General features: G+C 64.6%; 19 protein-coding genes. 12 read left to right on the top strand and 7 right to left on the bottom strand.

Annotated elements, in window-relative coordinates:
- Window positions 1-221: 221 nt before the first annotated feature.
- The 4 genes from BMY71_RS03480 (at window position 222) to BMY71_RS03465 (ending at window position 5284) form a co-directional block, all read left to right on the top strand.
- Window positions 222-719 (top strand): (2Fe-2S)-binding protein, encoded by a 498-nt coding sequence (locus tag BMY71_RS03480; RefSeq protein WP_011501447.1) that lies wholly within the window; start codon window positions 222-224, stop codon window positions 717-719.
- Window positions 720-820: 101 nt separating this feature from the next.
- On the top strand, window positions 821-3166 hold the full coding sequence (locus BMY71_RS03475; RefSeq protein ID WP_092681782.1) for a xanthine dehydrogenase family protein molybdopterin-binding subunit: 2346 nt from the start codon (window positions 821-823) through the stop codon (window positions 3164-3166).
- Window positions 3167-3180: 14 nt separating this feature from the next.
- Window positions 3181-3981 (top strand): FAD binding domain-containing protein, encoded by an 801-nt coding sequence (locus BMY71_RS03470; RefSeq protein ID WP_011501445.1) that lies wholly within the window; start codon window positions 3181-3183, stop codon window positions 3979-3981.
- Between the two features lie 187 nt (window positions 3982-4168).
- Window positions 4169-5284 carry a CaiB/BaiF CoA transferase family protein gene (locus BMY71_RS03465; protein ID WP_092681780.1) on the top strand — a complete coding sequence of 372 codons (1116 nt, stop codon included), beginning with the start codon at window positions 4169-4171 and terminating at the stop codon, window positions 5282-5284.
- A gap of 242 nt (window positions 5285-5526) precedes the next feature.
- On the opposite strand, the gene fahA is transcribed toward BMY71_RS03465, so the two are convergent.
- The 6 genes from fahA to BMY71_RS03435 all read right to left on the bottom strand — a co-directional run bounded on the left by fahA (window position 5527) and on the right by BMY71_RS03435 (window position 11844).
- On the bottom strand, window positions 5527-6795 hold the full coding sequence (gene fahA / locus BMY71_RS03460; protein ID WP_092681778.1) for a fumarylacetoacetase: 1269 nt from the start codon (window positions 6793-6795) through the stop codon (window positions 5527-5529).
- Window positions 6796-6856: 61 nt separating this feature from the next.
- Window positions 6857-7513 (bottom strand): maleylacetoacetate isomerase, encoded by a 657-nt coding sequence (maiA, locus tag BMY71_RS03455; protein ID WP_092681776.1) that lies wholly within the window; start codon window positions 7511-7513, stop codon window positions 6857-6859.
- Window positions 7510-8856 carry a homogentisate 1,2-dioxygenase gene (gene hmgA, locus BMY71_RS03450; RefSeq protein ID WP_092682422.1) on the bottom strand — a complete coding sequence of 449 codons (1347 nt, stop codon included), beginning with the start codon at window positions 8854-8856 and terminating at the stop codon, window positions 7510-7512. The genes maiA and hmgA overlap by 4 nt, the downstream gene beginning before the upstream one ends.
- A gap of 74 nt (window positions 8857-8930) precedes the next feature.
- Window positions 8931-9881, bottom strand: a complete 951-nt coding sequence (locus BMY71_RS03445; RefSeq protein ID WP_092681774.1) for an MBL fold metallo-hydrolase — start codon at window positions 9879-9881, stop codon at window positions 8931-8933.
- 128 nt (window positions 9882-10009) lie between these two features.
- Window positions 10010-10225 carry a DUF2783 domain-containing protein gene (locus BMY71_RS03440; RefSeq protein WP_092681772.1) on the bottom strand — a complete coding sequence of 72 codons (216 nt, stop codon included), beginning with the start codon at window positions 10223-10225 and terminating at the stop codon, window positions 10010-10012.
- Entirely contained in the window at window positions 10222-11844 is a 1623-nt protein-coding gene (locus tag BMY71_RS03435; protein ID WP_092681770.1) for an FAD-dependent oxidoreductase, read from the bottom strand. Before BMY71_RS03435 ends, BMY71_RS03440 begins: the two co-directional genes overlap by 4 nt.
- A gap of 128 nt (window positions 11845-11972) precedes the next feature.
- Between BMY71_RS03435 and BMY71_RS03430 the strand changes: the two genes are divergently transcribed.
- On the top strand, window positions 11973-12485 hold the full coding sequence (locus BMY71_RS03430; RefSeq protein ID WP_092681768.1) for a MarR family winged helix-turn-helix transcriptional regulator: 513 nt from the start codon (window positions 11973-11975) through the stop codon (window positions 12483-12485).
- Between the two features lie 236 nt (window positions 12486-12721).
- On the opposite strand, the gene BMY71_RS03425 is transcribed toward BMY71_RS03430, so the two are convergent.
- The gene (locus tag BMY71_RS03425) at window positions 12722-14659 is read right to left on the bottom strand and encodes an autotransporter outer membrane beta-barrel domain-containing protein (protein WP_092681766.1); all 1938 of its coding nucleotides are present in this window, start codon (window positions 14657-14659) and stop codon (window positions 12722-12724) included.
- 749 nt (window positions 14660-15408) lie between these two features.
- Here BMY71_RS03425 and BMY71_RS25175 point away from each other — a divergent pair.
- The 7 genes from BMY71_RS25175 to BMY71_RS03390 all read left to right on the top strand — a co-directional run bounded on the left by BMY71_RS25175 (window position 15409) and on the right by BMY71_RS03390 (window position 25659).
- Entirely contained in the window at window positions 15409-15792 is a 384-nt protein-coding gene (locus tag BMY71_RS25175) for an OmpA family protein (protein WP_244525972.1), read from the top strand.
- Window positions 15793-15973: 181 nt separating this feature from the next.
- Window positions 15974-18130 (top strand): caspase family protein, encoded by a 2157-nt coding sequence (locus BMY71_RS03415; protein ID WP_092681764.1) that lies wholly within the window; start codon window positions 15974-15976, stop codon window positions 18128-18130.
- Window positions 18131-18241: 111 nt separating this feature from the next.
- Window positions 18242-18673, top strand: a complete 432-nt coding sequence (locus BMY71_RS03410) for a hypothetical protein (RefSeq protein WP_092681762.1) — start codon at window positions 18242-18244, stop codon at window positions 18671-18673.
- Between the two features lie 277 nt (window positions 18674-18950).
- A complete protein-coding gene (locus BMY71_RS03405) occupies window positions 18951-20537 on the top strand; it encodes a caspase family protein (protein WP_092681760.1) in 1587 nt (528 codons plus the stop codon).
- 137 nt (window positions 20538-20674) lie between these two features.
- A complete protein-coding gene (locus BMY71_RS03400; RefSeq protein WP_092681758.1) occupies window positions 20675-21313 on the top strand; it encodes an OmpA family protein in 639 nt (212 codons plus the stop codon).
- Window positions 21314-21529: 216 nt separating this feature from the next.
- Complete coding sequence (locus BMY71_RS03395) at window positions 21530-22483, top strand: efflux RND transporter periplasmic adaptor subunit (protein WP_092681756.1); 954 nt, start codon at window positions 21530-21532, stop codon at window positions 22481-22483.
- Window positions 22483-25659: an efflux RND transporter permease subunit gene (locus BMY71_RS03390; protein WP_092681754.1), complete on the top strand. Its 3177-nt coding sequence runs from the start codon at window positions 22483-22485 to the stop codon at window positions 25657-25659. Before BMY71_RS03395 ends, BMY71_RS03390 begins: the two co-directional genes overlap by 1 nt.
- The last annotated feature ends 292 nt before the right edge of the window (window positions 25660-25951 follow it).

Raw genomic sequence — 25951 nt, 5'->3', positions numbered from 1 at the left:
GCCCCGTAAAAGAACCGGGCGCAGTGAGCGTACACTGGATTGCTGAAGAGCCTGTAAACCGGGAACTTCTCCGAATGGTGGTGGGGTGCGGCGCGGACTGTCATCGCGCCGTCTTGGGTCCGCCGTCGCCACCCAACAGGCGTCACAAAAATCCCAGTTGCAAACTGCGACGGCCGTGCTTCTAATTGGAACAACTATAAATTCATCCGGGAGGACTGCGCGTGTCCAAAGTCTCACTGACTGTCAACGGGAAAGCCGTCACGGCGGAGGTCGAGGATCGTACCCTCCTCGTCCATCTGTTACGCGATCATCTGAACCTGACCGGCACCCATGTCGGCTGTGACACCAGCCAATGCGGCGCCTGCATTGTGCATATCGACGGCCGCGCGGTGAAATCCTGCACCACTTTGGTCGGCCAGGCCAACGGCGCCAACATCACCACCATCGAAGGCATTTCGAAAGGCGACGAGCTGCACCCGATGCAGGCCGCGTTCCGCGACAATCACGGCCTGCAATGCGGTTACTGCACGCCGGGCATGATCATGTCGGCTATCGACATCGTCAATCGCCACCATTCTTCAACTGGCGGCGACCTCGACGAGGAGACCGTCCGGCAGGAACTCGAAGGCAATATCTGCCGCTGCACCGGCTATCATAACATCGTCAAGTCAGTGCTCGACGCGGCCTCCCGCATGAAGGTGGCGCAGGCCGCCGAATAGGCCGCCGCCCGCGCTTTTCGTCACCGTTCACATCCAACAAGGACTGCGACCCGCGTCGCGAACGTCGCGCGGCCAATGCAGTCGGACAGGGAGACATTCCAATGGGCATCGAGGGTATTGGCGCCAGCGTCGTACGCAAGGAAGACCGACGCTTCATTACCGGCAAGGGCCGCTACGTCGACGACATCAAGATTCTCGGGATGACCTATGCGCATTTCGTGCGCAGCCCGCACGCGCACGCCAAGATCAAGAGCATCGACGTCGAGGCGGCGAAGGCGATGCCGGGCGTGGTCGACGTGCTCACCGGGCAGCAGATCGTCGACGACAAGGTCGGCAATCTGATCTGCGGCTGGGCGATCCACTCCAAGGACGGCTCGGCGATGAAGATGGGCGCGTGGCCGGCGATGGCGCCGGAGACGGTGCGCTTCGTCGGCCAGGCGGTCGCGGTGGTGATCGCCGAATCGAAGAACCTCGCGCGTGATGCCGCGGAAGCCGTCGTGGTCGACTACGAGGAGCTTCCCGCCGTCGCCGACATCAAGGCGGCGATCGCCCCCGGCGCGGCGCAGCTTCACCCCGAGGCGCCCGGCAACATCGTCTATGACTGGGAGATCGGCGACCAGAAGGCGGTCGACGAGGCGTTCGGCAAGGCGGCCAATGTGGTGTCGTTCGAGCTGACCAACAACCGGCTGGTGCCGAACGCGATGGAGCCGCGCGCGGCGATCGCGGACTACAATTCGGCGGAGGAACACTTCACACTCTACACCACGTCGCAGAACCCGCATGTCGCGCGGCTGGTGCTGTCGGCGTTCTACAACATCGCTCCCGAGCACAAGCTGCGGGTGGTGGCGCCCGATGTCGGTGGCGGCTTCGGCTCGAAAATCTTCATCTATCCGGAAGAGATGGTGGCGCTGTGGGCCTCCAAAAAAGTCGGCCGCGCGGTGAAATGGACCGGCGACCGCTCCGAGGCGTTCCTCACCGACGCCCACGGCCGCGACCACGTCTCCAAGGCCGAACTGGCGTTCGACGCGGACAACAGGATGCTGGCGCTGCGGGTGAAGACCCACGCCAATTTCGGCGCCTACATGTCGCTATTCTCGTCCTCGGTGCCGACCTATCTGTACGCGACGCTGCTGTCGGGCCAGTACAACATCCCGGCGATCTACGCCGAGGTGATCGGCGTCTACACCAACACCACGCCGGTCGACGCCTATCGCGGCGCCGGCCGCCCCGAGGCCTGCTATCTGGTGGAGCGGCTGGTCGAAACGGCGGCGCGGCAGTTGAAGGTCGATCCCGCCGAGCTGCGGCGCAAGAACTTCATCACCCAGTTCCCGCATCAGACCCCGGTGATCATGGCCTATGACATCGGCGACTTCGGCGCGTCGCTCGACGCGGCGCTGAAGGCCGCGGACTATTCCGGCTTCGCGGCGCGCAAGGCCAAGGCGAAAGCCGAAGGCAAGCTGCGCGGCCTCGGCTTCTCCTGCTACATCGAGGCCTGCGGCATCGCGCCGTCGAAGGCGGTCGGTTCGCTCGGCGCCGGCGTGGGTCTGTGGGAATCCGCCGAAGTCCGGGTCAACCCGGTCGGCACCATCGAGATCCTGACCGGCTCGCACAGCCACGGCCAGGGCCACGAGACCACCTTCGCGCAATTGGTCGCCGATCGCCTCGGCATCCCGATCAATCAGGTCTCGATCGTGCACGGCGACACCGACAAGGTGCAGTTCGGCATGGGCACCTACGGCTCGCGCTCGGCCGCGGTCGGCATGTCGGCGATCTTCAAGGCGATGGAGAAAGTCGAGGCCAAGGCCAAGAAGATCGCGGCGCATCAGCTCGAAGCGTCGGAAGGCGACATCGTGATCGAGAACGGCGAGTTCAAGGTCACCGGCACCGACAAGTCGATCGCGCTGCCGATGGTCGCGCTCGCCGCCTACACCGCGCACAATTTGCCGGACGGCATGGAGCCGGGCTTGAAGGAAAGCGCGTTCTACGACCCGACCAACTTCACCTTCCCGGCCGGCGCCTACATCTGCGAGCTCGAAGTCGATCCCGGCACCGGCAAGACCTCGTTCGTCAATTTCGTCGCGGTCGATGATTTCGGCCGGCTGATCAATCCGATGATCGTCGAAGGCCAGGTCCATGGCGGGCTGGTCCAGGGCATCGGCCAGGCGTTGCTGGAAAACGCGATCTACGACGAGACCGGCCAGCTCGTCACCGCGTCGTTCATGGACTACGCGATGCCGCGCGCCGACGACGTGCCGTCGTTCAAGGTGTCGCACACCGAGACGCTGTGTCCGGGCAATCCGCTCGGCGTCAAGGGCTGCGGCGAGGCCGGCGCGATCGGCGCTTCGGCGGCGGTGATCAACGCCATCACCGACGCGATCGGCCACAACAGACTGGAAATGCCGGCGACGCCCGACCGGGTGTGGCACGCGATCCACGGCAACGCCTGAGGGGAGGACACACGATGTATTCTACCAATTATCACCGGCCCTCGACCGTCGAAGAGGCCGTTGCCCTGTTCGGCAAAGGCGACGACGCCAAATATCTCGCCGGCGGCCATACCCTGCTTCCGGTGATGAAGCAGCGCCTCGCAGCGCCGAGCGACGTCATCGACATCGCCCGCATCCCGGGGCTGATCGGGATCGAAGCGAGCAGCGACGCGCTGACCATCAAGGGAGCGACGACTTACTACGACATCCTCCGGAATGCCGATGTGAAGCGGACGATCCCCGCGATCGCCCATCTCACCTCGGTGCTGGGCGATCCGGCGGTGCGCTATCGCGGCACCATCGGCGGCTCGGTCGCGACCAACGACCCGGCCGCGGACTATCCCGCCGCGGTGCTGGCGCTGAACGCCACGGTGAAGACCAACAAGCGCGAGATCCCGGCGGATCAGTTCTTCAAGGGCCTGTTCGTGACCGCGCTCGAGGACAACGAGATCATCACCGCGATCTCGTTCCCGATCCCGGCCAAGGCCGGCTACGCCAAGATGCGCAACCCGGCGTCGCGCTTCGCGCTCACCGGCGTGTTCGTCGCCCGGCACAAATCCGGCGAGATCCGCGTCGCCGCCACCGGCGCGTCGCAGAACGGCGTGATGCGGGTCGGCGTGATCGAGGATGCGCTGAAGGCGAACTGGTCGGCCGCAGCGCTCGATAACGTCAAGGTCTCCGACGAAGGCCTGATGGCCGACATACACGGCACCTCGGATTACCGCGCCAACCTGATCCGGGTGATGGCACAGCGCGCCGTCGACGCCGCCGGCTGAGAGTTCATTCCACCTCACGGAAAACGGCGCGCGTTCTGCGCGCCGTTTTGCTATCTGCGGCGCGGAAGCATGGCCGCATGCAGCGCTGCGCTGAAATGCTGCTTGCTCTGCACGGGGCCGCCGTGGTGATTTCCCGGCAACGACCACCGCTCCGCACGATGCGGACAACAACAAATGGACACCCAAGGTGCAAGACACAACGACCGCTTCCGCCCAGCCGCAAACCGCCAGCCGCCCCAGCGGACCGCTGTCCGGCATTCGCATCGTCGAATTCGCCGGCATCGGACCCGGACCGTTCGGCTCGATGCTGCTGGCCGACATGGGCGCCGAAGTCATCACGCTGGTGCGCGCCGGACAGACGCCGCGTGGCGCCGCTGCGCGCGGACGCAAGATCGTCACGGTCGACCTCAAGGACAAGGATTCGGTCGCCGGCGTGCTGACGCTGCTCGACAATGCCGATGCGCTGATCGAAGGCTATCGCCCGGGCGTGATGGAACGACTCGGCCTTGGTCCCGACGTCGTGCTTGGCCGCAATCCGCGGCTCGTTTACGGCCGGATGACCGGCTGGGGCCAGAGCGGCCCGCTCGCCCAGGCCGCCGGGCACGACATCAACTACATCTCGATCACCGGCGCGCTCGCGGCGATCGGCCCGGCGGAGAGGCCGGTGCCGCCACTCAATCTGGTCGGCGATTTCGGCGGCGGTTCGCTGTACCTCGTGGTCGGCCTGCTCGCGGCGCTGCTCGAGGCGAAAACGTCCGGCAAGGGCCAGGTGGTCGACGCCGCGATGTGCGACGGCGCCGCCTCGCTGATCACCATGTTCTTCGACATGGTGGCAGCCGGCCGCTGGAAAGAGAGCCGCGAAAGCAACATGCTCGACGGCGGCGCGCATTTCTACGGCGTCTACGAATGCGCGGACGGTCACTTCATCTCGATCGGCTCGATCGAGCCGCAGTTCTACGCACTGCTCCGCGAACTCGCAGGCCTGACCGATCCGCAATATGACGGCCAGATGGACCCGAAGAACTGGCCGGCGCTGAAACAGAAGCTGACCGCTTTGTTCAAGACCAAGACGCGCGACGAATGGTGCAAGCTGATGGAAGGCACCGACGTCTGCTTCGCACCGGTGCTGACGATGTCGGAAGCGACGCAGCATCCGCACATGGTCGCGCGCGAGGTGTTCATCAAGCAAGGCGGCCACACCCAGCCCGCGCCCGCGCCGCGGTTCTCGCGCACGCCATCCTCGGCACGTCTGCCGATCGAAGCCGATCTCGCCGGCGTCGCGAAGGAATGGAGCGGGCGATAAGGCCGCAGCGCCAGATCGCAACGCGGCCGTCATTCCGGGGCGCTCACGAAGTGAGCGAACCCGGAATCCCGAGGTTGTCGCAAAGAGAGATTCCGGGTTCACGAGCTTCGCTCGCGCCCCGGAATGACCCGCGGAGATTTTGCTAGAGCGTTTTCGAGCGAAGTGGAAACCGGTTCGCGTTAAGAAAACGCGTCAGAGCAAAAAGTTAGAGCTCCGGTTCTGATTCTATCAGAACCGGAGCTCTAATTGCCCGCCGGCTGAATCGTCCCTTCGACTTCGCCGAAGCCGATCCGATAGCCGTCGCCTTGGCACCAGCCGCGCATCAGCAGGGAGTCGCCGTCTTCGAGAAAGCCGCGCTGCTCGCCGTCCGGAAGCTGGACCGGCTCCGCGCCGTTCCAGCTCAACTCCAGCAGACTGCCGAGTTGATCCTTCTCCGGGCCGCTGACCGTGCCGGAGCCGAGCAGATCGCCGATATTCATCGCGCAGCCGCTCGAGGCGTGATGCACCAGTTGCTGCACCGAAGACCAGTACATGTATTTGAAATTGGTGGCGCTGATCCGCGCCGGCGTAGCCATCGCGGGTGTGCGCAGGCAGACCTCCAGCGCGATATCGTAATTGTTGGCGCCCTTCTGCTGCAGATAGTCCAAGGGTGTCGGTTGCTGCTCGGGGCCGTGCACGCGAAACGGCTCCAGCGCCTCGCGCGTCACGATCCACGGGCTGATCGAGGTCGCGAATGCCTTGGCCTGGAACGGCCCGAGCGGGACATACTCCCATTGCTGGATATCACGCGCGCTCCAGTCGTTGAGCAGCGTGAAGCCGAAGATCATCTGCTCGGCCTGCGCCTCGGTCAGCATCGTGCCCATCGCCGACGATTGCCCGACGACGACGCCGATCTCCAGCTCGAAATCGAGCCGCTTGCACGGGCCGAAGCTCGGCAGCTCGGCGGAGGGCGGCTTCAACTGTCCACGCGGCCGATGAATCTTGGCGCCGCTGACGACTACGGTCGAAGCGCGGCCATTGTAACCGATCGGGATGTGCAGCCAGTTCGGCAGCAGCGGATTGGTCTTGTCGCGGAACATCGTGCCGACATTGGTGGCGTGCTCCTTCGACGAATAGAAATCGGTGAAGCCCTCGACCCGCAGCGGCAAATGCAGCTTCGCTTCGCGCAGAGGGATTAACGCCTGCTGCCGCAGCGCGGCGTTGTCCCGCAGCTCGGCGTTGTCGTGCCTTAGCAACTCGCTGATCCGCGCTCGCGTCTTGCTCCACTGCTGCGGCCCGAGCGCCATGAAAGCGTTGATCGAGGGCTGCGCGAACACGCCATCCGGCAGATCGATCAGGCGTGCGGCCTGCAACGCGGCGAGATCGAGAACGTATTCGCCGATCGCGACGCCGACACGCGGCGTCGGCGTGCTCGCCGTCGAGAACACACCATAGGGCAGATTCTGGATCGGGAAATCCGAGGTCGGATCGACGTCGATGAAGGAGCGCAAGCGCGGATCATTGGGATGCATCAAGAGGGTCCTGAATGACTTCTTAGTTCAGCAACGAGTCGAGATCGCGCCGTGACGGCACTTATTCGGCATCCGGCTGCCTGCCCGGCTCGGCGGCGACGAAGGCCTCGAGCTTCATTGCCTCCGCCTCGATCTGGCGAATACGTTCGAACGGCGCGAGGTCGGCGTCGAAGCGGCGTGCGTTGAACAGCTGCGGCACGATGCAGAGATCCGCGAGCGTCGGTTGCGCGCCATAGGCGAACGGACCCGGCGTCTGTGCGAGCCGCGCCTCGATCGCCGCAAAGCCCTGCTCGATCCACTCTTTCGACCAGCGCGCACGGTCGATCTCGTCCACGCCGAGTTCGGTGAGCCGTTTCAGCACCCGCAGATTGCCGATTGGATGGATGTCGCAGCACACCGCATAGGCGATCTCGCGGACGATCGCGCGCGCCCTCGCGTCTTTCGGCAGCAGCGGCGGTTCGGGATGGGCTTCGTCGAGATATTCGATGATCGCCAGCGACTGCGCGAGGCCGAAATCGCCCTCGCGCCAATACGGCACCAGCCCGGCCGGATTGATCCAGCGAAACGCTTCGAGGTTCTGTTCGCCGTTGCGCAAATGCACATATCGCTGCGCGACGATGATGCCCTTCAGATTGAGCGCGATCCGCACCCGATAGGCCGCGGACGAGCGGAAGTAACCGTACAGCACCGCGGCGTCGTGATCGGCGGCCTTGCTCATGGCCGGCTCGGATCGAAGCGCTTCTCGAGGCCGCGCCAGCAATCGGCGTAGTCATCCTGCAAGGTGTCGGCGGTCGCCGCGTATTCGGTGACGCGCTGCGGATAGCGGGTCTCCAGCATGAAGGCCATCGTGCCGGTGAGCTTGACCGGCTTCAGCTCACCGTTCGACGCATGATCGAATGCCTCGCGGTCCGGCCCGTGCGGCAGCATCATGTTGTGCAGGCTCGCGCCGCCCGGAGCGAAGCCCTGCGGCTTGGCGTCATAGACGCCGTAGATCAGCCCCATGAACTCCGACATGATGTTCATGTGATACCAGGGAGGGCGAAAGGTGTTTTCAGCCACCATCCAGCGCTCGGGAAAGATCACGAAGTCGATATTCGCCGTGCCCGCGGTCTCCGACGGCGAGGTCAGCACGGTGAAGATCGACGGATCGGGATGGTCGAAGCCGATCGCGCCGACCGGCGAGAACGTTCGCAGATCGTATTTGTACGGCGCGTAGTTGCCGTGCCAGGCGACCACGTCGATCGGCGAATGCGGTAACGTCGTCCGCCACAGCGCCCCGCCCCATTTGACGAACAGCTCGGTCGGCGTGTCCTTGTCTTCGTAGGACGCGACCGGCGTCAGGAAATCGCGCGAATTGGCGAGGCAATTGGCGCCGATCGGGCCGCGCTCCGGCAGGGTGAACGCACCGCCGTAATTCTCGCAGAGATAACCGCGCGCCGGACCATCGACCAGCTCGACGCGGAACTTGACGCCGCGCGGGATCACAGCGATCTCGGCCGGCTCGATCGCGATCACGCCGAATTCGGTGACGAGCCGCAATCGACCTTGCTGCGGAACGAACATCAGCTCGCCATCGGCATTGTAGAAATGCTGATCGACCATCGACCGGCTGATCAGGTAAATATGCGCGGCCATGCCGGCTTGGGTACTCACATCGCCGGCCGTGGTCATCGTCCGCACGCCCTGCACGAAGGTCACCTCCTCGGTCGGCATCGGCGGCGCATCCCACCGGAGCTGGGCGATCGGCATGTCGTGTTCGAGGCAGGGCGCCGAGCGCCACAACCCCATATCGGCTTTCGCGAACCGGCCGGAATGCTTCACCGACGGTCGGATGCGATACAGCCACGAGCGCTCATTGGCGCCGCGCGGCGCGGTGAAGGGCGAGCCGGACAGTTGCTCGGCATAGAGCCCATAGGCCGCACGCTGCGGCGAATTGCGGCCGACCGGCAACGCGCCGGGCAGCGCCTCGGTCTCGAACGAATTGCCGAATCCGGACATGTAGCCCGGCGTGACGCCCTGCGAAGCACGGCCGACGATCTCAGGCGCGGCGTTGACGTTCATGTCATCCTCCCTCGTTGTTCGTCGCATGATCTCGACCGGAAGCAGACGTCCTTGTCCGAGCTTGTCCGAGATCATCACCCTTGCAGGGCCGCCCACATCTCGCGATCGCGCTCGGCGGTCCAGATCACCGGATCGTCGATGCCGGAGGCTTCGTCGAAGGCGCGCGAGACGTTGAACGGCAGACAGTGCTCGTAGATTGCGAAGCTCGAAAATTTCGGGTCCATCTTTTCGCGGGTCGCGTCCCAGGTCTCCTTCAGGCTGCGGCCCTTGGCGGCGGAAATTTCGGCGGCGCCATACAGCGTGCCGACGAAATCCCGCGTCATCGCGATCGCCTCGCGCGTCGTCTCCAGGCCTTTCAGCGCATCGCCACGGCCCGGCGCGATCGCCTTGGGATTGAACTCGCGGATTTCGTTGAGCGTCATCGGCCATTCCCGCAAGTAAGCGTCGCCGCAGTAACAGGCCGAGTGGTACTCGACGAGGTCGCCGGTGAACATCACCTCGGCGTCGGGCACCCAGGCGACGATATCTCCCGATGTATGACCGGCGCCGAGCTGCATCAGGCGCACTTCACGCTTGCCGAGATAGATCGACATCTCGCCGTCGAAGGTGAGGGTCGGCCAGGTCAGGCCGGGAATGCTCTCGGCGTCCTGGAACAGCCGCGGAAACCGGCCGTATTCGGAATCCCAATCCTGCTGGCCGCGCTCCTCGATCAGCCGCCAGGTCTCCTGCGAGGCGACGACGCCCTCCGCCTGATAGGCCGATGCGCCGAGCACGCGCACCGCGTGATAATGCGACAGCACGACGTATTTGATCGGCTTGTCGGTGACGGAGCGGACCCGCTCGATCACCTTGTTGGCCATCGCCGGCGTCGCCTGCGCGTCGAACACCAGACAGCCGTCCTCGCCGACGATCACCGCCGAATTCGGATCGCCCTCTGCGGTGAAAGCGTAGAGGTCGGGACCAATCTCGGAGAACGTCACGTTCTTTTCGGCGAGATCGGTGGTGGAGGCGAAACCTTTAGCCATTTGGTGGTCCTTGTTGCTTGTCCTGGGGTGGTCATTCCGGGGCGCTCACGCAGCGAGCGAACCCGGAATGACGAATGTGAGGCGCGGCATTTCTTTCCGAGAGGTGCAGCATCTTCTCGGCAATCGCATCACCCCTGCCCTTCACTCACCACGCTCCGCTTCGCCAGCGTCACCGCCTCGCGCAGCAGATCGAGATCGCCGATGTGGTTGGCGAGGATCAGCACCAGCGCCGCGTCGAGCGCCGCGCTCTGCTCGTCGCTGACGCCGCGATGCGCCTCGACGATCATCCGGTAGGCGGCGTCGGGATCGGTGAAATTGCTTCTGGTCGACAGTGCTGCGGTCATCGTGCTGCTCTCCCGCTGGCGCGCGCCAGCGCCGCGTCGAGCGCGGCTTGTGTGGGGTGCCGGAAGCGCGCCGCGACATAGCCGTCCGGGCGCAGCAGATAGGCCGCCCCCGGCGTCGCATCATAGCGCTTCGTGAACAGCCCTTCCTCGTCCCGCAGCGGCGCATCCTTGCCGATGCGCAGGCTGCGCACGCCCTGCGGCGCAGGCGCTGCCGCGCCGTTGGCGATTTCCAGCAGCACGAAGCCGCAGCCTGCGGCTTTGAACGCGTCGGTCAGAAACACCGGCCCGCCATCGGCTGCCTTCAGCGGCGCGTCGAGCAATGTGGCGCCCGGCTTCGGTCCGGCGTTCCAGGCGTCGGCGTCCGGGGTCGATAGCGGACTGTCATACGCCGTCGGCGTCGACAGCCGGCCGGCATTGACCATGCGCTTGGCGAACTCGACGTCCCGCGCGAGCGCCAGCGCGACGTCGCGCAGCCGGCGCTCCTGTTTCGAGTGCGGCGCGATGAAATCGGTCGAGCGCGTCGAATGCCGGATGTTGTCATCCGCCGCCTGGCTGCGTTCGATCTCGTAACTGTCGAGTAAACTCGCGGGCGCGTCACCGCGCAGCACCATTGCGAGCTTCCAGGCGATGTTCTCGCCATCCTCCAGGCCGGAGTTGGCGCCGCGGGCGCCAAATGGCGAGACCTGATGCGCGGAGTCGCCGGCAAAGATCACCCGCTCGTGCAGGAAGCGCTGCATCCGGCGACACTGGAACTTGTAGATCGAAATCCACTCGAAGCTGAAATCGCTATTCCCGAGCATCCGCTCGATCCGCGGCCGGACATTCCCAGGCAGTCGTTCCACAGCCGCGTCGGCGTCGGCTCCGATCTGCAGATCGATCCGCCAGACATTGTCGGGCTGGCGATGCAGCAGCGCAGACTGACCGGAATGAAACGGCGGATCGAACCAGAACCAGCGCTCGGTCGGGAATTCCGCATTCATCCGAACGTCGGCGATCAGGAACTGATCCTCGAACACCTCGCCCGCAAATTCCGCGCCGACCATGCCGCGCAGCGCCGATCGTGCACCGTCGCAGGCGACGACGTAGTCGGCGGCGAGGCGATACGACCCATCGGGCGTCTCGATCGTCAACACCGCGTGGTCGTTATGCTGCGCCAAGGCCGTCACCTTGTTGCGCCATCGCAGATCGATCTGCGGCAATTGCTGGACGCGCTCGACCAGATAGGCTTCGGCGTAATATTGCTGCAGATTGATGAAAGCCGGCATCTTGTGCCCGGTCTCGGGCAAGAGATCGAATTGATAGACCATCTCGTCGCGGCGAAAGATCTTGCCGACCTGCCAGACCACGCCCTTCTCGACCATCCGCGCGCCGACGCCGAGCCGATCCCAAACTTCGAGCGCGCGCTTCGAGAAGCAGATCGCGCGCGAACCCTCGCCGATCCTGTCGGCGTCGTCGAGCAACACCACGTTCTCGCCGCGCTGCGCGAGATCGATCGCCAGCGACAGGCCGACCGGGCCGGCGCCGACCACCACCACCGGATGGCGGGCCGGGTCGTTGTCGCGATCCTGATCGGGATGACGACGGTAGCCGAAATGAAAGTGCTCCTGGTGATGGGACATCGGCGTCAGCCTTTTTGACCCGGGAGGTCCGGCAAACCGCTGGTCAAGGCTTCCTCCTGCATGATAGTTTCATTTGCAACCATCTAAGCCGCAGTCGCCGCGACGCGCAACCCGAGCTGGAGATTTTTTTGAGCAAGCTCGATCTGTTTTCGTTCGTGCCGTTCCAGCTCAACCGGCTGGCCGCCGAGGTCAGCGCAGCGCTGGCCAGCGAGTATCAGCAGCGCTATGGGCTCGATATTCCGGGCTGGCGGATCTTGGCGACCCTCGGCTTCCGCAACGACGCGTGCACGGCACAATTCATTGCGCAGTGCACCAGAACCCACAAATCGACCATCAGCCGGGCCGTCACCGCGTTGCTGCAGCGCGAACTGATCGAGCGGGTCGAGAACGAGGACGATCGCCGCGAACTCCGCCTGCGGCTGACGCGTAAGGGGCGCGCGCTCTATCACGAGCTGGTGCCGCGGCTGAAACGCAGGGAACAGCAGATCCTGTCCTGCCTGTCCGCATCAGAGCGCGACAATCTCGCGGAGGCGCTCGGCAAGATCGAGCGGCACCTCAATCTGATCCAGGCCAACCACGATCAGGAGGCTCCGCATCACGACGACCTGCCGGCGGCAAAGTCACGGGTCTCGGTCGGCTGACTTCGGCGGAGTGTGGCTCTGACGCGATCCGATCGCGATCGCGATCGTACGCTTGGAGTTTGTTCGGTTCTGGTTGCGCCAGAGCCGAAGCTCTCACTCGATGTTCGTCCCAGATCTTCTTGATGCGAACCGGGATCCATTTCGCTCGAAAACGCGACGAACTCGGCGTCAAAACGACATAAGCCCCGGCGCGAGCCGGGGCCTATTCGACAGATCAAGCGATCCGCGATCGATGATCAGTATTTCGCGACCAGCGCCGTGGGCGCGAAGCGATAGTTGAGGCCAACGGTCGAGATGAAACCGGTTTCCTTGACGTCGATGGTCGAGGTCGGCAGCGTGTAGCGCTCGTTACCCATGTCGAAATAGTTGGTCTCGGCGCGCACCGTCCAGTTCTTGCTCAGCGCGAACTCCGAACCGAACCCAATGGTCCAGCCGGCACGGTTGCGGCTGGCGCTTTCGCCGCAACCCGCCACGACGAGGAATGCCGGATTGGGAACCACCGGACCGGTGTTGCAGTTGGTGGTGACCTTGAGATCGCCGAAGGCGCCGCCGCCACGGACGTACCAGAGCGAGCGATCCCAGAACGCGTAGCCGAGCTTCGCAGTCGCGGTGCCCATCCAGCTCACATTGTTTTCACACGTGAAGAACACGCCATTCGGGCAGGGACGAGCGCCGTTGGCATTGGTCGCGAACAGGTTGCCTTCGACGCCGACCACCCACTTGCCGAACTGATGGTCGTAACCGATCTGGCCGCCGCCGATCGCGCCGGCGAAACGCGGATCGGTGCGCGTGCCGACCGGCTGGAATGTCCAGTCGGTCCGGCCATTCAGCGCGCCGAAGCTGCCGCCGATGAAGAAGCCGGTCCAGTTATAGGCCGAGCGGACCAGCACCGGAGCCTTCGCGGCCTTGGTGTAGAGCGGCGCAGCGACGATCGCGTCGGGCGCGAACTGGTAGCGGACGCCGCCGTTCAGGCTGTAGCCGTCGATATGATCACCCGTGCGATAGTCGGCACGGACGTAGCCGAGCAGGCCGGTGTTGACGAGCTGGCCGGCGACGCCGAGCCCGAATTGGCCGTAGGTGCCGAGGTTGGTGCTGGAGATCGTGCCGGTCGCCGACGGGATGCCGGTCGCGTTGAACGCCGCATCGCCGTTGAAAGTGGAAGTCACCGCCCCGCTGAATTCATGATAGACGCTCGCAATGGCGAAGGGCTGCCAGATCATGTTGCCGGATGCGATGCTGGTGCCGCCGCGCAAGCTGAGGCGACCGAGCGTGCTGTTGATATCGTCGACCTGCAACTGGCCGGGGAACGTGACGCCCGGCGTGAAGGTCGCGGGCAACACCAGCGAGCCGGTCACGTTGAGCGGATCGACCTTGACCTTCGAGACCACGATACCGGCCGAAGGCTCGATGAACCAGTTGTTCTCCAACGCGTGGTTGTAGCCGACGTTACCGGTGAAGGAGAGGCCACGGGCATCCAGCTTCTGGCTGAAGATACCGCCGACGATCGGATCACTCAGCGAGTTCTGATAGTAATCAAGGCGAACCTGGCCGTCGGCGAAGAAACCGCCTTTGGTGATCGCGACATAGACGCCCGCAAACGGCACCTGCAGCGTGTCCTCGAAAGTGCCGCCAAGCGGGTTGAGTGCACCGGCCGACGACTTGTCGCGGGACTTGGCGCCGAGATAGCCGACGGTCGAGCCGAGGTGCATATTCCAGCCGTTGTAGTTCAGAATCGAGGTATCCGCCCCGACCTGAACGCCAGCGAAGCTGAGCTTGTTCTCGTTGTTGCAGTTCACCGAGCCCGGCAATCCGACACCCCCGAGCGACACGTTGGAGGTCGTGCTGGTCGATTTGGTGGTGACTTCACCGCCGATCGCACGGGTCCAGACGCCGCCGCCTTCCTGATTCGGCGCCGGATTGCGCGGGGCGCTCACGAAGGCGGTCGATTGGGTGAGGAATGCCGTGTTGGCGGTGTTGATCGCCGAAACGAGCGAATTCACCGCACCGCCCGCGGCGAACGGCAAGAGCGCGCTCGGACTGAAATTGGTGCCCGGAATCACGGCGCCCGGAACGAAGCTGCCTGTGCCGGTACATTCGGCCAAGGCGCCGGTGGAAACGGAGGCGGCCATCGCGAAAGCGAAGCCTGCCAGAATTCGGGTCCGCGCGTGTTGCATACTTATCGATCCCCTATCGACTCAATCAGAAATCTAAAATGCGCCACGCGACATCAGCCCCAGCGCGTTGCTTGGCGTAATTTCTACGGCACCGAAATCAGAGCGAGCAAGGATCGCGGCTACGAGGAGGGGTGCAAACCCCGATAATTCCAAACCATGTGATCCTGCAGCAACAAATGTGACGTCGGTTACTATCCGGGTTGGTATGATCGTCCCGGCCTGTCAGTTCAGCGTGTTATCACCGGTAAACGGCGCTTCTGCGATTACTTGTAGGAAGCCGAGCGATTCGAACCAAATTTATGAACCGCTTGAACATATCGTGCCCAGCCGACGTCCAAGCCCGAGGGGAGATACGTCTGCCCTGCTCTTCCGGACAAGACCTCATCCCGGCGACTGAGTGACCAAGGTCACAGCGGGACGGGGCGCCAGGAGCAAAACTGATCACCAAGAGGCCGACCAGCCGCTCAGCAGCCGGGGCCAAATGGAGCTAACCATGATGATTCGACGCATGATCATTCGACTCAGCGATATCAGCCTGGCGCTCGCCGCCTTCGTTCTGGTGAGCGGCCTCGCTATCAACCCGAACGCGGCCCAGGCCGGTGAGGTCTCCGCGCAACAGATTCGCGATCAGCTCAAGGGCGCCAAGACCCGCAGCCTCAGCGGCGCCCGCGCGGCGGTAAGCCCGGAAGAACTCGCAACCGTCAAACGGATCAGCCAGACCCGCTCTGTCGGCGGGCGATCGGGAGCAAATGGCGGCAATCGCCGCCAAACGGCCCGCGATCGACCTCGAAATCAACTTCGACTACAATTCCGCGGCGCTGACGCCCCGTGCCGAACCGCAGCTCAAGAGTCTCGGCGACGCGCTCATCAGCAGCGATCTGAAGGATTCGATCGTCATGCTGGCGGGTCATACCGATGCCAAAGGTGGGGACGACTACAATCAAACCTTGTCGGAGCGCCGCGCCGAGTCCGTGAAGCGTTATTTGATAGATCGGTACAGTATCCGGCCGGACCACCTGGTCGCGGTCGGCTATGGCAAGAAGCAACTGAAGGACCCTTCCGATCCGCTCGGCGCCGAAAACCGGCGCGTCCAGATCGTCAACATGGTCGAGCACGACGAAGCGACGAAGTGAAGTCATCAGCCGGGCGGTGGACGAGGCCGCCCGCGCTACCTGGCGTCGACAATTGATCGGACGTCGGGTCGGCGATAGGATAGGCTGGTCAGCACGTGCTTTTGAAACGGTTGGAACGTCCACCCAACTCGCTTTCCTTTCTTGTCAGGAAGTCGCTGCGGCGAACGACCCGGGAAAAACGATGTTCGAGCGTCTCGGTCCGATTGGGGCGAAGATCGGCGCAGCCATCCTGGCGGTGGTGATGTCGTCCGGTCTCGCGTTCGCGGACGGCAAGCGCGTCGCGATGGTGGTCGGGAACTCGACCTATCAGAACGTTCCGCAGCTACCAAACCCGTCGCGTGACGCGAACGCGGTCGCGCAGATGTTCAAGGGCGCCGGCTTTGATGTGACTTTGGTGGTCAACGTCGGCAATCTGGATTTCAAGCGCGCGATCCGCAAATTCGAGGCCGACGCCGATCAGGCCGACATCGCCGTCATCTATTATGCAGGGCACGGCATCGAGATCAGCGGCAGCAATTACCTGATCCCGGTCGATGCCCGGCTCGCCAGCGACCGCGACGCCGAGGACGAGGCGATCCCGCTCGATCGCATGGTATCGTCGGCCGATGGCGCGCAGCGGCTGCGCGTAGTGATTCTCGACGCCTGCCGCGACAACCCGTTCACAGTAAGGATGCGCCGCGAGCGCAAAGTTGCGAACCGCGCTGTCAGCTCTGGCCTCGGCAAGGTCGAGCCGACCAGTACAGACACGCTGATCGCCTATGCGGCGAAGGCCGGCTCGACCGCCGAAGACGGCCAGGGCGACCATAGTCCTTTCACGTCCGCCATTCTCAAGAACCTCACCGTGCCCGGGCTGGACATCCGGTTGGCGTTCGGCCGCGTCCGCGACGAGGTAATGAAGTCGACCGGCAACAAGCAGGAGCCGTTCGTGTACGGCTCGCTCGGTGGCGGCAATGTCTCGCTGGTGGCGGCGCCGGCGGTGACGCAGGAAGCCCATGCGAACGACGTCAAGGCGGACTACGACTTGGTCGCCAAGATTGGGTCCCGCCGCGCCTGGGAAGTGTTCCTCAGCACCTACAAGACCGGCTTCTATGCCGATCTGGCCCGCGCCCAGATCGCGAGCCTGACCGATCAGGCTCCTAAGAGCGAGCCGTCGTCGGCCGCCGGCAACGTCAAGACGGCGGCGGTCGAGCCGAGCACGATGGCGCCGGGGCGCGAGGCCAACTCCAAGGAAGCGCTGGATTGGGACCGGGTAAAGGATAGCAACGACATCTCGGCGTTGCAGAAGTTCATCAAGCGCTATCCGGATTCGCCGCTGTCGATCACCGCGCAGACCCGGGTCGATCTGTTGCAGCGGATTGCGCGCGAGCGTGACGACCGTGCGCGCGCCGAGCGCGACGCCGCCGCAAAGGCCGCGGAACTGGCCAAGCAGCAGGCCGCCCAGAAGAAAGTCGAGGAAGCCGCCGTTCGGAAGCGCGAGGACGACGAACGCCGCGCGCAGAAGGCCGAGGTCGACGCCAAGGCCAAGGCGGACGAAGCCGAACGCAAGGCAGCCGAGGCAAAACGCAAGGCAGAGGATGCCGACCGCCAGAAGACCGCGGCGGAAGCCGCAGCGCTTCGCGCCGAAAGCGAGCGGCGAACCAGGCTAGCCGAAGACGAGCGGCGCAAGGCGGCGGAAGCGACCATCCAGGAAACCGTCTGCAAGGATCAGCAGGCCAAGTTCGACGACCTCAACGGCAAGAGCAGCGCGACTTCCGCGCTCGACGACATGAAGACCTTCGCCAAATCGATTACCTGCAGCCGGCTGCAGCCGATGGTCGCCACGGCGATCGATCGCCTCAAGCTGGAAGCGGACAAGCGTGCCGCGGCGATGCCGAATTCGCCGCAACTCGTCCGCTCGGCACAAAGCGAATTGACGCGTATCGGATGCCTGACCGAGAAGCCCAGTGGCGAGCTCGGCGCCGCGACCAAATCTGCGTTGAGCCGCTATTTGAGCATCAAGGGGCGCTCGTCGGACGACGCGAGCGTGACCGAGGATCTGGTATCCGATCTCGGCAAGCAATCCGGCCGTGTTTGCCCGATCGAGTGCAAATCGGGGCAAATCGCCAAGGGTGAGAGCTGCATCGCGAGCGAGAAGTCCGAGGAGCCGAAAGCGGCGACCCGGCGTCCGCGCGACGACGATGCGGACGAGCCCGCGACACGCCGCAAGCCGGCGCGCCGCGAAGCACAGCAGGAGCGCCGCCCGTCCCGTCCCGAGCCGCGCGCGCGCCAGCAGGCATCGTCGCGGCCGAGCGGCGGCGGTCACGGTGGCGGCGCCGCGATGATCGGCGTCGGCTTCTGAGCGCCGATCGCGATCATCCGGCGCGACGCCGGACGAATGATGATACTCAAGGCCGCCGTTGTGGCGGCCGATCGCGGCGTGTGTCGCCGGGAACAGATGACGAGGTGATCGATGGCCTATTCTCTACACCTGACGCGACGGACCATCACTGCGGCCGGCTTCGTGGCGGCGCTCGCGGTCACGCAGGTTTCCGCCACGCAAGGCGCTGTCGCGAGCAACGAAACGATCGCCGCTCCGGTGAGCCTCGGCACGCTGGCGCAGGGCGTCGCCACGTCGAACACCGAAGCAGCCAACACGGCGACCGGCAGCAGGGACGCGCCCGCAAAGTCCGAGCCGGTATCAGCCAGTTCGGCGCCAAGCGCCACAACACCGGCTGGGACCGCAGGCGCTTCGGCTTCGACCGCGAAAGCGTCGGCCGCGCCTGCCAAGCGCACGAGTGTCGCCACGGCCCCGCGAAACGTCCGCCGCGTGGACAGCGGCGATGCGCGCTGCGGCAGCTGGTGCCGACGTGACTTCGTCCTGATGCTTGGCATCGGATACTGAACGCCGAATCTCCGCACCGGCAGCGTCAGCGCCTTGAATGAAGGTTGGCCTGCATCATTCGACGGCTCGCGAGGCGCTCGTGTTCCACGATCCGCGATCGCGACGACTACATGATGCCTGCCGTCCCTGGCGCACTCGTCATGGCAACGAAAGCCGACGTCGCGGCTGATTGACAGTGGCGACCCGCGCGGTTTGATAATATGAAGATCGTTGATTGAAGTCAGGTCGCCGTCCCGGCCCCGTCTGGATCGGCGCCCCATCTCAGGACTGGCGCCGAATGAATATCCGCATTGCGTTGTTCGTACTCCTCACTTTGCTGATGGCGCCGGCAACCCGATCGCAGGCCGATGATGCGCGCGGCGCGCGCGTCGCGCTGGTGATCGGCAACGCCAAATATCCCGACGCCGAGAAGCCGTTGACTCAGCCGGTGAACGATGCGCGCGATCTGGCCGACGAGTTGAAGCGCGACGGCTTCGACGTCGACGCCGGCGAGAATCTCAACGGAGACGCGATGCGGCGCGCCTTCGATCGTCTGTACAATCGTGTCAAGCCGGGATCGGTGGCGTTGGTGTTCTTCAGCGGCTTCGGCATCCAGTCCGGACGGCAGAGCTACATGATTCCGGTCGATGCCCAGATCTGGACCGAGCCGGACGTCCGCCGCGACGGCATCAGCCTCGAGACCGTGCTCGGGGAACTGAACAGCCGCGGAGCAACCGTCAAGATCGCGTTGATCGACGCCTCGCGGCGCAATCCGTTCGAGCGCCGGTTTCGTAGCTTCTCGGCGGGCCTCGCCCCGATCATCGCACCCGGCGGCTCGCTGGTGATGTACTCCGCCGCGTTGAGTTCGGTGGTCAGTGACAATGGCGGCGACCACAGCCTGTTCGTCAGCGAACTGCTCAAGGAAATCCGCGTTCCCGGCCTCGGGGCCGAGGAAGCACTCAATCGCACCCGGGTCGGCGTCACGCGGGCGTCGCGCAGCGAACAGGTGCCGTGGATTTCGTCGTCGCTGGCGGAAGACTTCTCCTTCGTGCCCAGTTCCAAGACCGCTGCGGCCGATACCTCCAAGGCAAATCCCGTTGTCGATCGCACGCCGCCGGAACCGGCGGCGAAAGCCAACCCTGCTCCGGTCGATACCAAGCCCGCCGTGGCGGTTAGTCCGCCCGTGGCGAAGCCTTCCGCCACCGTCACCAAGTCTGCTCCGACGGCCGCCGCCGAACCTGACAAGCCCGCTGAACTGGCCAAGCAGATCGAACTTCCGAAGCCGATCGATGTGCCGAAGGAGCTCGCCAAGGAACTCGGCTCGATCACAGCTGAACCGGTCTCCGGTGACGCCGGGCAGGACAACGAGAAGGTGAAGCTGTCGCTGCGGGACGATCCGACCGTCCAGAGCCTGAGTAACCGGATCGAGGAAAACCCGGCCGACGCCAATGCGCTGTACCGGCGCGGTCAGGTCTACGCCAGCAAGGGCGCCTACTGGTCAGCGATCAAGGATTTTGACGACACGATCCGGCTCAACCCGAGGGATGTCGAGGCCTACAACAATCGCTGCTTCGTGCGCACCATCGTCAATGAACTGACCGCAGCGCTCAAGGACTGCAATGAAGCACTGCGTTTGCGCCCCAATTTCGTCGATGCGCTCGACAGCCGGGGGCTGCTCAATCTCAAGAACGGCCAGAACAAGAATGCGATCGCGGATTTCGACGCGGCGCTGAAGATCAATCCGCGGCTCACTTCGTCGCTGTACGGACGGGGACTCGCCCGTCTGCGCTCCGGGATGAAGTCCGAAGGGGAAATCGACATCACAACCGCCAAGGGATTGGACCCGAATATAGTGAAGGAGTTCGCTGGCTACGGGGTGCGCTGATACAGCTTCGCGACCGCTTCGACGCCGCATTGAACCTCCGCCGCCCTCGAAGCGACGATGAGTCGAGACGGCTTTTCGGAGACTTCGCAACCTTGTTGCTTGTTGCACAAACGCCCGAGGGCGTGGGGGGTATCACAATGTCGAACACATCCAGCCTCAACTTCATCCGCGCCATCGTCGGTATCAGCGCAGCATTGTCTTTCGGGACCGGCATGGCGCTGGCCGCCGACGATGCGACCGAGGATCAGATCCTCCGGGCGTTGGCGCCGAAGAAACCGCTGACCCGCAGCCTCTCCGCGTCGCGACCGGCGGCCGATCCCGCCGAGCGGCAATTCGTCGACACGTTGCGCAACCGCACCACCCGGTCGCTGTCGTCAGGCGAGCGTGAGCAGATCGCAACACTGGCGAAGGACAAGCCGAACATCGATCTCGAGATCACCTTCGACTACAATTCCGCAAATATCAGCCGCAAGGCCGAGCCGGCGGTCGACGCGCTCGGCAAGGCGCTGTCCAATCCGGACCTCAAGGGATCGACCTTTGTGGTTGCGGGCCACACCGACAGCATTGGCGGCGACGCATATAATCAGGATCTGTCCGAACGCCGCGCTGACACGATCAAACGTGTACTCGTCGAAAAATATGGGATCGCCGGCAGTGATCTCGTTACCGTCGGCTATGGTGAGAACAAGCCGAAGGATGCGGTGCGTCCCGCCGATCCGTCCAACCGGCGCGTGCAGGTGGTCAACATGACCAGCCAGACCACCGCCTCCAAGTGATACCGAAGAAATTGTTCGGCGCCCACGCGTATCAGCATTTCGGCGCTCCGCCATTCGCGGGGCGCTTTTGCTCTTTTGCCAATTCATCACCGTGTGTAGATTGCCGCACGCGGCAGCGCACCGAAGGTTTTGTTTTCAGTGTTCGTTGATTCGAATTCGCTGAACAACCGAACTGGTGAAGCGAACATCCGAATCGAGACCTGATTGAGTACGCTCATGACCAAGGTGTGGATCGAGCTAACCGCCCTGTCCCGCGTCACGACCACCATCGTTTCGGCCAGAACGCGCTTGGCGCGCGTTCGGATTGCGGCCCTCAATGGCGCAGCTTTTGGCTTGGCGATCGTTGGGTTCGCCGACTCCCTTGTCGCCGCCGAAAAAGCCGAGCCTGCACCGTCCGGCGTGCAGGTCACCGTCGCCAAGGCGACCAACGCCTGCTTCTCAGACATGGTGCGGATCACCGGCTTCGTGGTTCCGCGCAAGGAAGCGGTGGTGATCGCCGACAGCGACGGCAAGGTGACCGATGTGCTGGTGCGCGAGGGCGATGTCGTCACCGACAACCAGGAGCTGGTGCGCATCATCGGCGCGACCGGGCCGAAATCGCTGCGCGCGCCGGCCGCGGGACTGATCACCGAACTGCGCACCATCGCCGGCGCGCCGGCTTCGCCGCTGGCGGGTCCGGTAGCGCGGATCGCCGTCAACAACGAACTCGAGATCGAAGCCGAGGTGCCGAGCATCCACGCGCTCAAGGTCGCGCCCGGCGCCCCGGCGCGCATCGGCCGGGACGACGGTTCGGATCTGGCCGGCAAGGTGCGGTTGATGGCGCCGCAGATCGACCGCAAAACCCAGCTCGGCAAGGTCCGGCTGTCGGTCACCAATTCGCCTTCGCTCAAGGTCGGCATGTTCGTCCGGGCGACGATCGATGCGCGGCGGAGCTGCGGCGTGGCGATCCCGCGGCAGGCGATCGATCACCTCAAGGTGCAAGTCGTGAAGGGCAACACCGTCGAGACCCGCAAGGTCAAGGTCGGTCTGGTGTCCGATAGCAGCATCGAGATCCTCGAGGGCGTGCGCGAGGGCGAGGTTGTCGTCGCCGATGCCGGCACCTCGTTGCACGACGGCGACCTGATCAAGCCGATCTTCCAGGACGAATTCGACCGATCGCGAGTACGCTAATGGGCCTCAACGTCTCCTCCTGGTCGATCCGGCATCCGCTGCCCTCGATCGTGTTTTCGATCATCCTGCTCGCGCTGGGCTGGATCAGCTTCACCAAGCTCGCGGTCACGCGGCTGCCGAGCGCCGACATTCCGGTGATCTCGGTCGCGGTGGCGCAGTTCGGCGCCGCGCCGGCCGAGCTGGAAGCACAGGTCACCAAAACGATCGAGGACGGCGTGTCCGGCGTCGAGGGCGTCCGGCACATCGCCTCGTCGGTCACCGACGGCCTCTCGGTCACCACGATTCAATTCGCGCTCGAAACCAATACCGACCGCGCGCTGAACGACGTCAAGGACGCCATCACCCGGGTCCGCAGCAACCTGCCGCAGAACGTCACCGAACCGCTGATCCAGCGCGTCGACGTGATCGGGCTGCCGATCGTCACCTACGCCGCGATCTCGCCGGGCAAGACGCCCGAGCAGCTCTCCTGGTTCGTCGACGACGTGGTCAAGCGCGCGCTGCAGGGCGTGCGCGGGGTGGCGCAGGTCGAGCGCATCGGCGGCGTCGAGCGCGAAATTCTGGTGTCGCTCGATCCCGACCGGCTCAAGGCCGCGGGCCTCACCGCGCTCGACGTGTCGCGGCGGCTGCGCGGCACCAATGTCGACCTCGCCGGCGGCCGCGCCGAGATCGGCAAGAACGACCAGGCGATCCGCACGCTGGCCGGCGCCAAGACGTTGAACGATCTCGCCGGCACCATGATCAGCCTGTCGTCGGGCGGCGAAATCCGACTCGACGACCTCGGCACCGTCACCGACACCATCGCCGACCGCCGCACCTTCGCCCGCGTCAATGGCGAGCCGGTGGTCGCGCTCGGCATCAAGCGCTCCAAGGGCGCCAGCGACGTCGTGGTCGCGAGCGCAGTGCAGAAGCGGATCGACGCGCTGAAGGCGGCGCATCCGGATGTCGACCTCAAGCTGATCGACACCTCGGTCGATTACACCAAGGGCAATTATGAGGCCGCGATCTCGACGCTGTTCGAGGGCGCGATCCTCGCGGTGATCGTGGTGTTCCTGTTCCTGCGCGACATCCGCGCCACCGTCATCGCCGCGATCTCGCTGCCGCTGTCGATCTTCCCGGCGTTCTGGGCGATGGACATGCTGGGCTTCTCGCTGAACCTGGTCAGCTTCCTCGCCATCACGCTGTCGACGGGTATCCTCGTCGACGACGCCATCGTCGAGATCGAGAACATCGTCCGCCACATGCGGATGGGCAAATCGCCCTACCAGGCGGCGATCGAAGCCGCCGACGAGATCGGCCTCGCGGTGATCGCGATCAGCCTCACCATCATCGCGATCTTCGCGCCGGCCAGCTTCATGTCCGGCATCGCCGGGCAATTCTTCAAGCAGTTCGGCATCACCGTCTCGGTGCAGGTGTTCTTCTCGCTGCTGGCGGCGCGCTTCGTCACGCCTGTGCTCGCCGCCTATTTCCTCAAGCACGTCCCGCATGAGGAGAAGCCGCCGGGCCGAATCCTGCGGGGCTACACCCGGATGGTGACGTGGTCCGTGAAGCACTATTATCTCACGGTGCTGATCGGGCTCGGGGTGTTCGCGGCGTCGATCTGGAGCATCGTGCTGCTGCCGCAGGGCTTCCTGCCGGCGCAGGACACCTCGCGTTCGGTGATGGCGATGGAGCTGCCGCCCGGCACCCAGATCGGGACCACCGAGAAGATCACCGAAACCGTCGTGACGATGCTGCGCAAGCGGCCTGAAGTCCGCAGCGTGTTCGTCGATGGCGGCCGGGTGCCGCCGGGCATCCACGAGGTGCGCCGCGCCTCGCTGATCATCAACTACACGTCGAAGGGCGATCGCAAGATCACCCAGCGCGAACTCGAACTCGCGATCAGCAAGGATCTCGATCAGGTCCCCGACATCCGCTACTGGTTCCTCGACGAGAACGGCCTGCGCGCGATCTCGCTGGTGGTGACCGGCGCCGACAGCAACATCGTCAACAACGTCGCCCAGGAACTGGCGGCGCAGATGAAGCGCATCCCGATCCTCTCCAACGTGATCTCGGAGACTTCGCTCGATCGCCCCGAACTGCGAATCCTGCCGCGCGCCGATCTCGCCGCCCGGCTCGGCGTCTCGACCGAAAGCCTGTCGGAGACGATCCGCGTCGCCACCATCGGCGACGTCGGCCCGGCGCTCGCCAAATTCGACGCCGGTGATCGGCTGGTGCCGATCCGGGTCCAGCTCGAGGACGGCGCTCGCGGCGATCTCAGCGTGCTCGAACAGCTCCAGGTGCCAATCTATGGCGGCCGAGGCTCGGTGCCGCTGTCGGTGGTCGCCGACGTCAAGTTCGACCAGGGACCGACCAGCATCAATCGCTACGACCGCGAGCGCCAGGCGACGGTGGCCGCGGACCTCGTCGGCAATGCCGCGCTCGGCGACGCCCAGAAGCGCATCAACGATCTGCCGGTGATGAAGTCGCTGCCGAAGGGGGTCCGGGTCAGCCCGTCCGGCGACGCGGAAAGCCTGAACGAACTTTCGGACGGCTTCGCCACCGCGATCAGCGCCGGGCTGATGATGGTCTATGCGGTGCTGGTGCTGCTGTTCGGCACCTTCCTGCAACCGATCACCATCCTGTTCTCGCTGCCGCTGTCGATCGGCGGCGCGATCGGCGCACTGCTGATCACCGGCAAGCAGCTCACCACGCCGGTGTGGATCGGCATCCTGATGCTGATGGGCATCGTCACCAAGAATGCGATCATGCTGGTCGAGTTCGCTCTGGAGTCGATCCGCGACGGCAAGAATCGCGAAGAGGCGATGATCGACGCCGGCCAGAAGCGCGCCCGGCCGATCGTGATGACGACCATCGCGATGGTCGCCGGCATGATCCCGAGCGCGCTGGCGTTCGGCGCCGGCGGCGAATTCCGCTCGCCGATGGCGCTCGCCGTGATCGGCGGCCTGATCTTCTCGACGGTGCTGTCGCTGATCTTCGTGCCGGCGATGTTCATGATGATGGACGATGTCGGCCGGGTGTCCTGGAGCCTCGGCAAACGCCTGCTCAGCCATCATCACGACGACGACGGCGACCCGAAGCCACGCCCGCCGGCAGCAACGCCCACTGCCGCGCCCGCAACCGCGACGCCGTCGAGCCCGGCGCCGGAGAAGGGCTTCTCGTTCTGGCGGAGCAAATAGACGGACGGAGAGTTCGGTCATTCCGAACCGAGGATGACGACTGCGGCTGCTACGCCCTCGCGTAGGATGGCGCTGCGTGTGCGGATAGGCTGGCACGCAAACGATCTTCAAATTTCAAACAGCCAAATGATTGCAGACATGGGATCGCGTTTCCGCGACGCATCTGCGCCCGGGCTTTGCGAGGAACGTTCCGCCCTCTCGAAGAAGAGGGCGTGCGGAACGCCGGACGCACGACGCGTCCGCGGCCTCGTGTGCATAGTAAAAAAGCACACGAGCGTAGTCACCACGGTCA

Source organism: Rhodopseudomonas pseudopalustris, from assembly GCF_900110435.1.
Lineage (GTDB): Bacteria > Pseudomonadota > Alphaproteobacteria > Rhizobiales > Xanthobacteraceae > Rhodopseudomonas > Rhodopseudomonas pseudopalustris.
This window is presented reverse-complemented; position numbering and strand designations above follow the sequence as displayed.

Excerpts from the sequence above, each read along its gene's own strand:
- BMY71_RS03400 (WP_092681758.1), top strand. The coding sequence starts at position 20,675 with ATGTCGAACACATCCAGCCTCAACTTCATCCGCGCCATCGTCGGTATC.
- BMY71_RS03475 (WP_092681782.1), top strand. The coding sequence starts at position 821 with ATGGGCATCGAGGGTATTGGCGCCAGCGTCGTACGCAAGGAAGACCGA.
- BMY71_RS03415 (WP_092681764.1), top strand. The coding sequence starts at position 15,974 with ATGTTCGAGCGTCTCGGTCCGATTGGGGCGAAGATCGGCGCAGCCATC.
- BMY71_RS25175 (WP_244525972.1), top strand. The coding sequence starts at position 15,409 with ATGGCGGCAATCGCCGCCAAACGGCCCGCGATCGACCTCGAAATCAAC.
- maiA (WP_092681776.1), bottom strand. The coding sequence starts at position 7,513 with ATGAGCAAGGCCGCCGATCACGACGCCGCGGTGCTGTACGGTTACTTC.
- BMY71_RS03395 (WP_092681756.1), top strand. The coding sequence starts at position 21,530 with ATGACCAAGGTGTGGATCGAGCTAACCGCCCTGTCCCGCGTCACGACC.
- hmgA (WP_092682422.1), bottom strand. The coding sequence starts at position 8,856 with ATGAACGTCAACGCCGCGCCTGAGATCGTCGGCCGTGCTTCGCAGGGC.
- fahA (WP_092681778.1), bottom strand. The coding sequence starts at position 6,795 with ATGCATCCCAATGATCCGCGCTTGCGCTCCTTCATCGACGTCGATCCG.
- BMY71_RS03440 (WP_092681772.1), bottom strand. The coding sequence starts at position 10,225 with ATGACCGCAGCACTGTCGACCAGAAGCAATTTCACCGATCCCGACGCC.
- BMY71_RS03470 (WP_011501445.1), top strand. The coding sequence starts at position 3,181 with ATGTATTCTACCAATTATCACCGGCCCTCGACCGTCGAAGAGGCCGTT.
- BMY71_RS03445 (WP_092681774.1), bottom strand. The coding sequence starts at position 9,881 with ATGGCTAAAGGTTTCGCCTCCACCACCGATCTCGCCGAAAAGAACGTG.
- BMY71_RS03410 (WP_092681762.1), top strand. The coding sequence starts at position 18,242 with ATGGCCTATTCTCTACACCTGACGCGACGGACCATCACTGCGGCCGGC.
- BMY71_RS03405 (WP_092681760.1), top strand. The coding sequence starts at position 18,951 with ATGAATATCCGCATTGCGTTGTTCGTACTCCTCACTTTGCTGATGGCG.
- BMY71_RS03435 (WP_092681770.1), bottom strand. The coding sequence starts at position 11,844 with ATGTCCCATCACCAGGAGCACTTTCATTTCGGCTACCGTCGTCATCCC.
- BMY71_RS03390 (WP_092681754.1), top strand. The coding sequence starts at position 22,483 with ATGGGCCTCAACGTCTCCTCCTGGTCGATCCGGCATCCGCTGCCCTCG.
- BMY71_RS03425 (WP_092681766.1), bottom strand. The coding sequence starts at position 14,659 with ATGCAACACGCGCGGACCCGAATTCTGGCAGGCTTCGCTTTCGCGATG.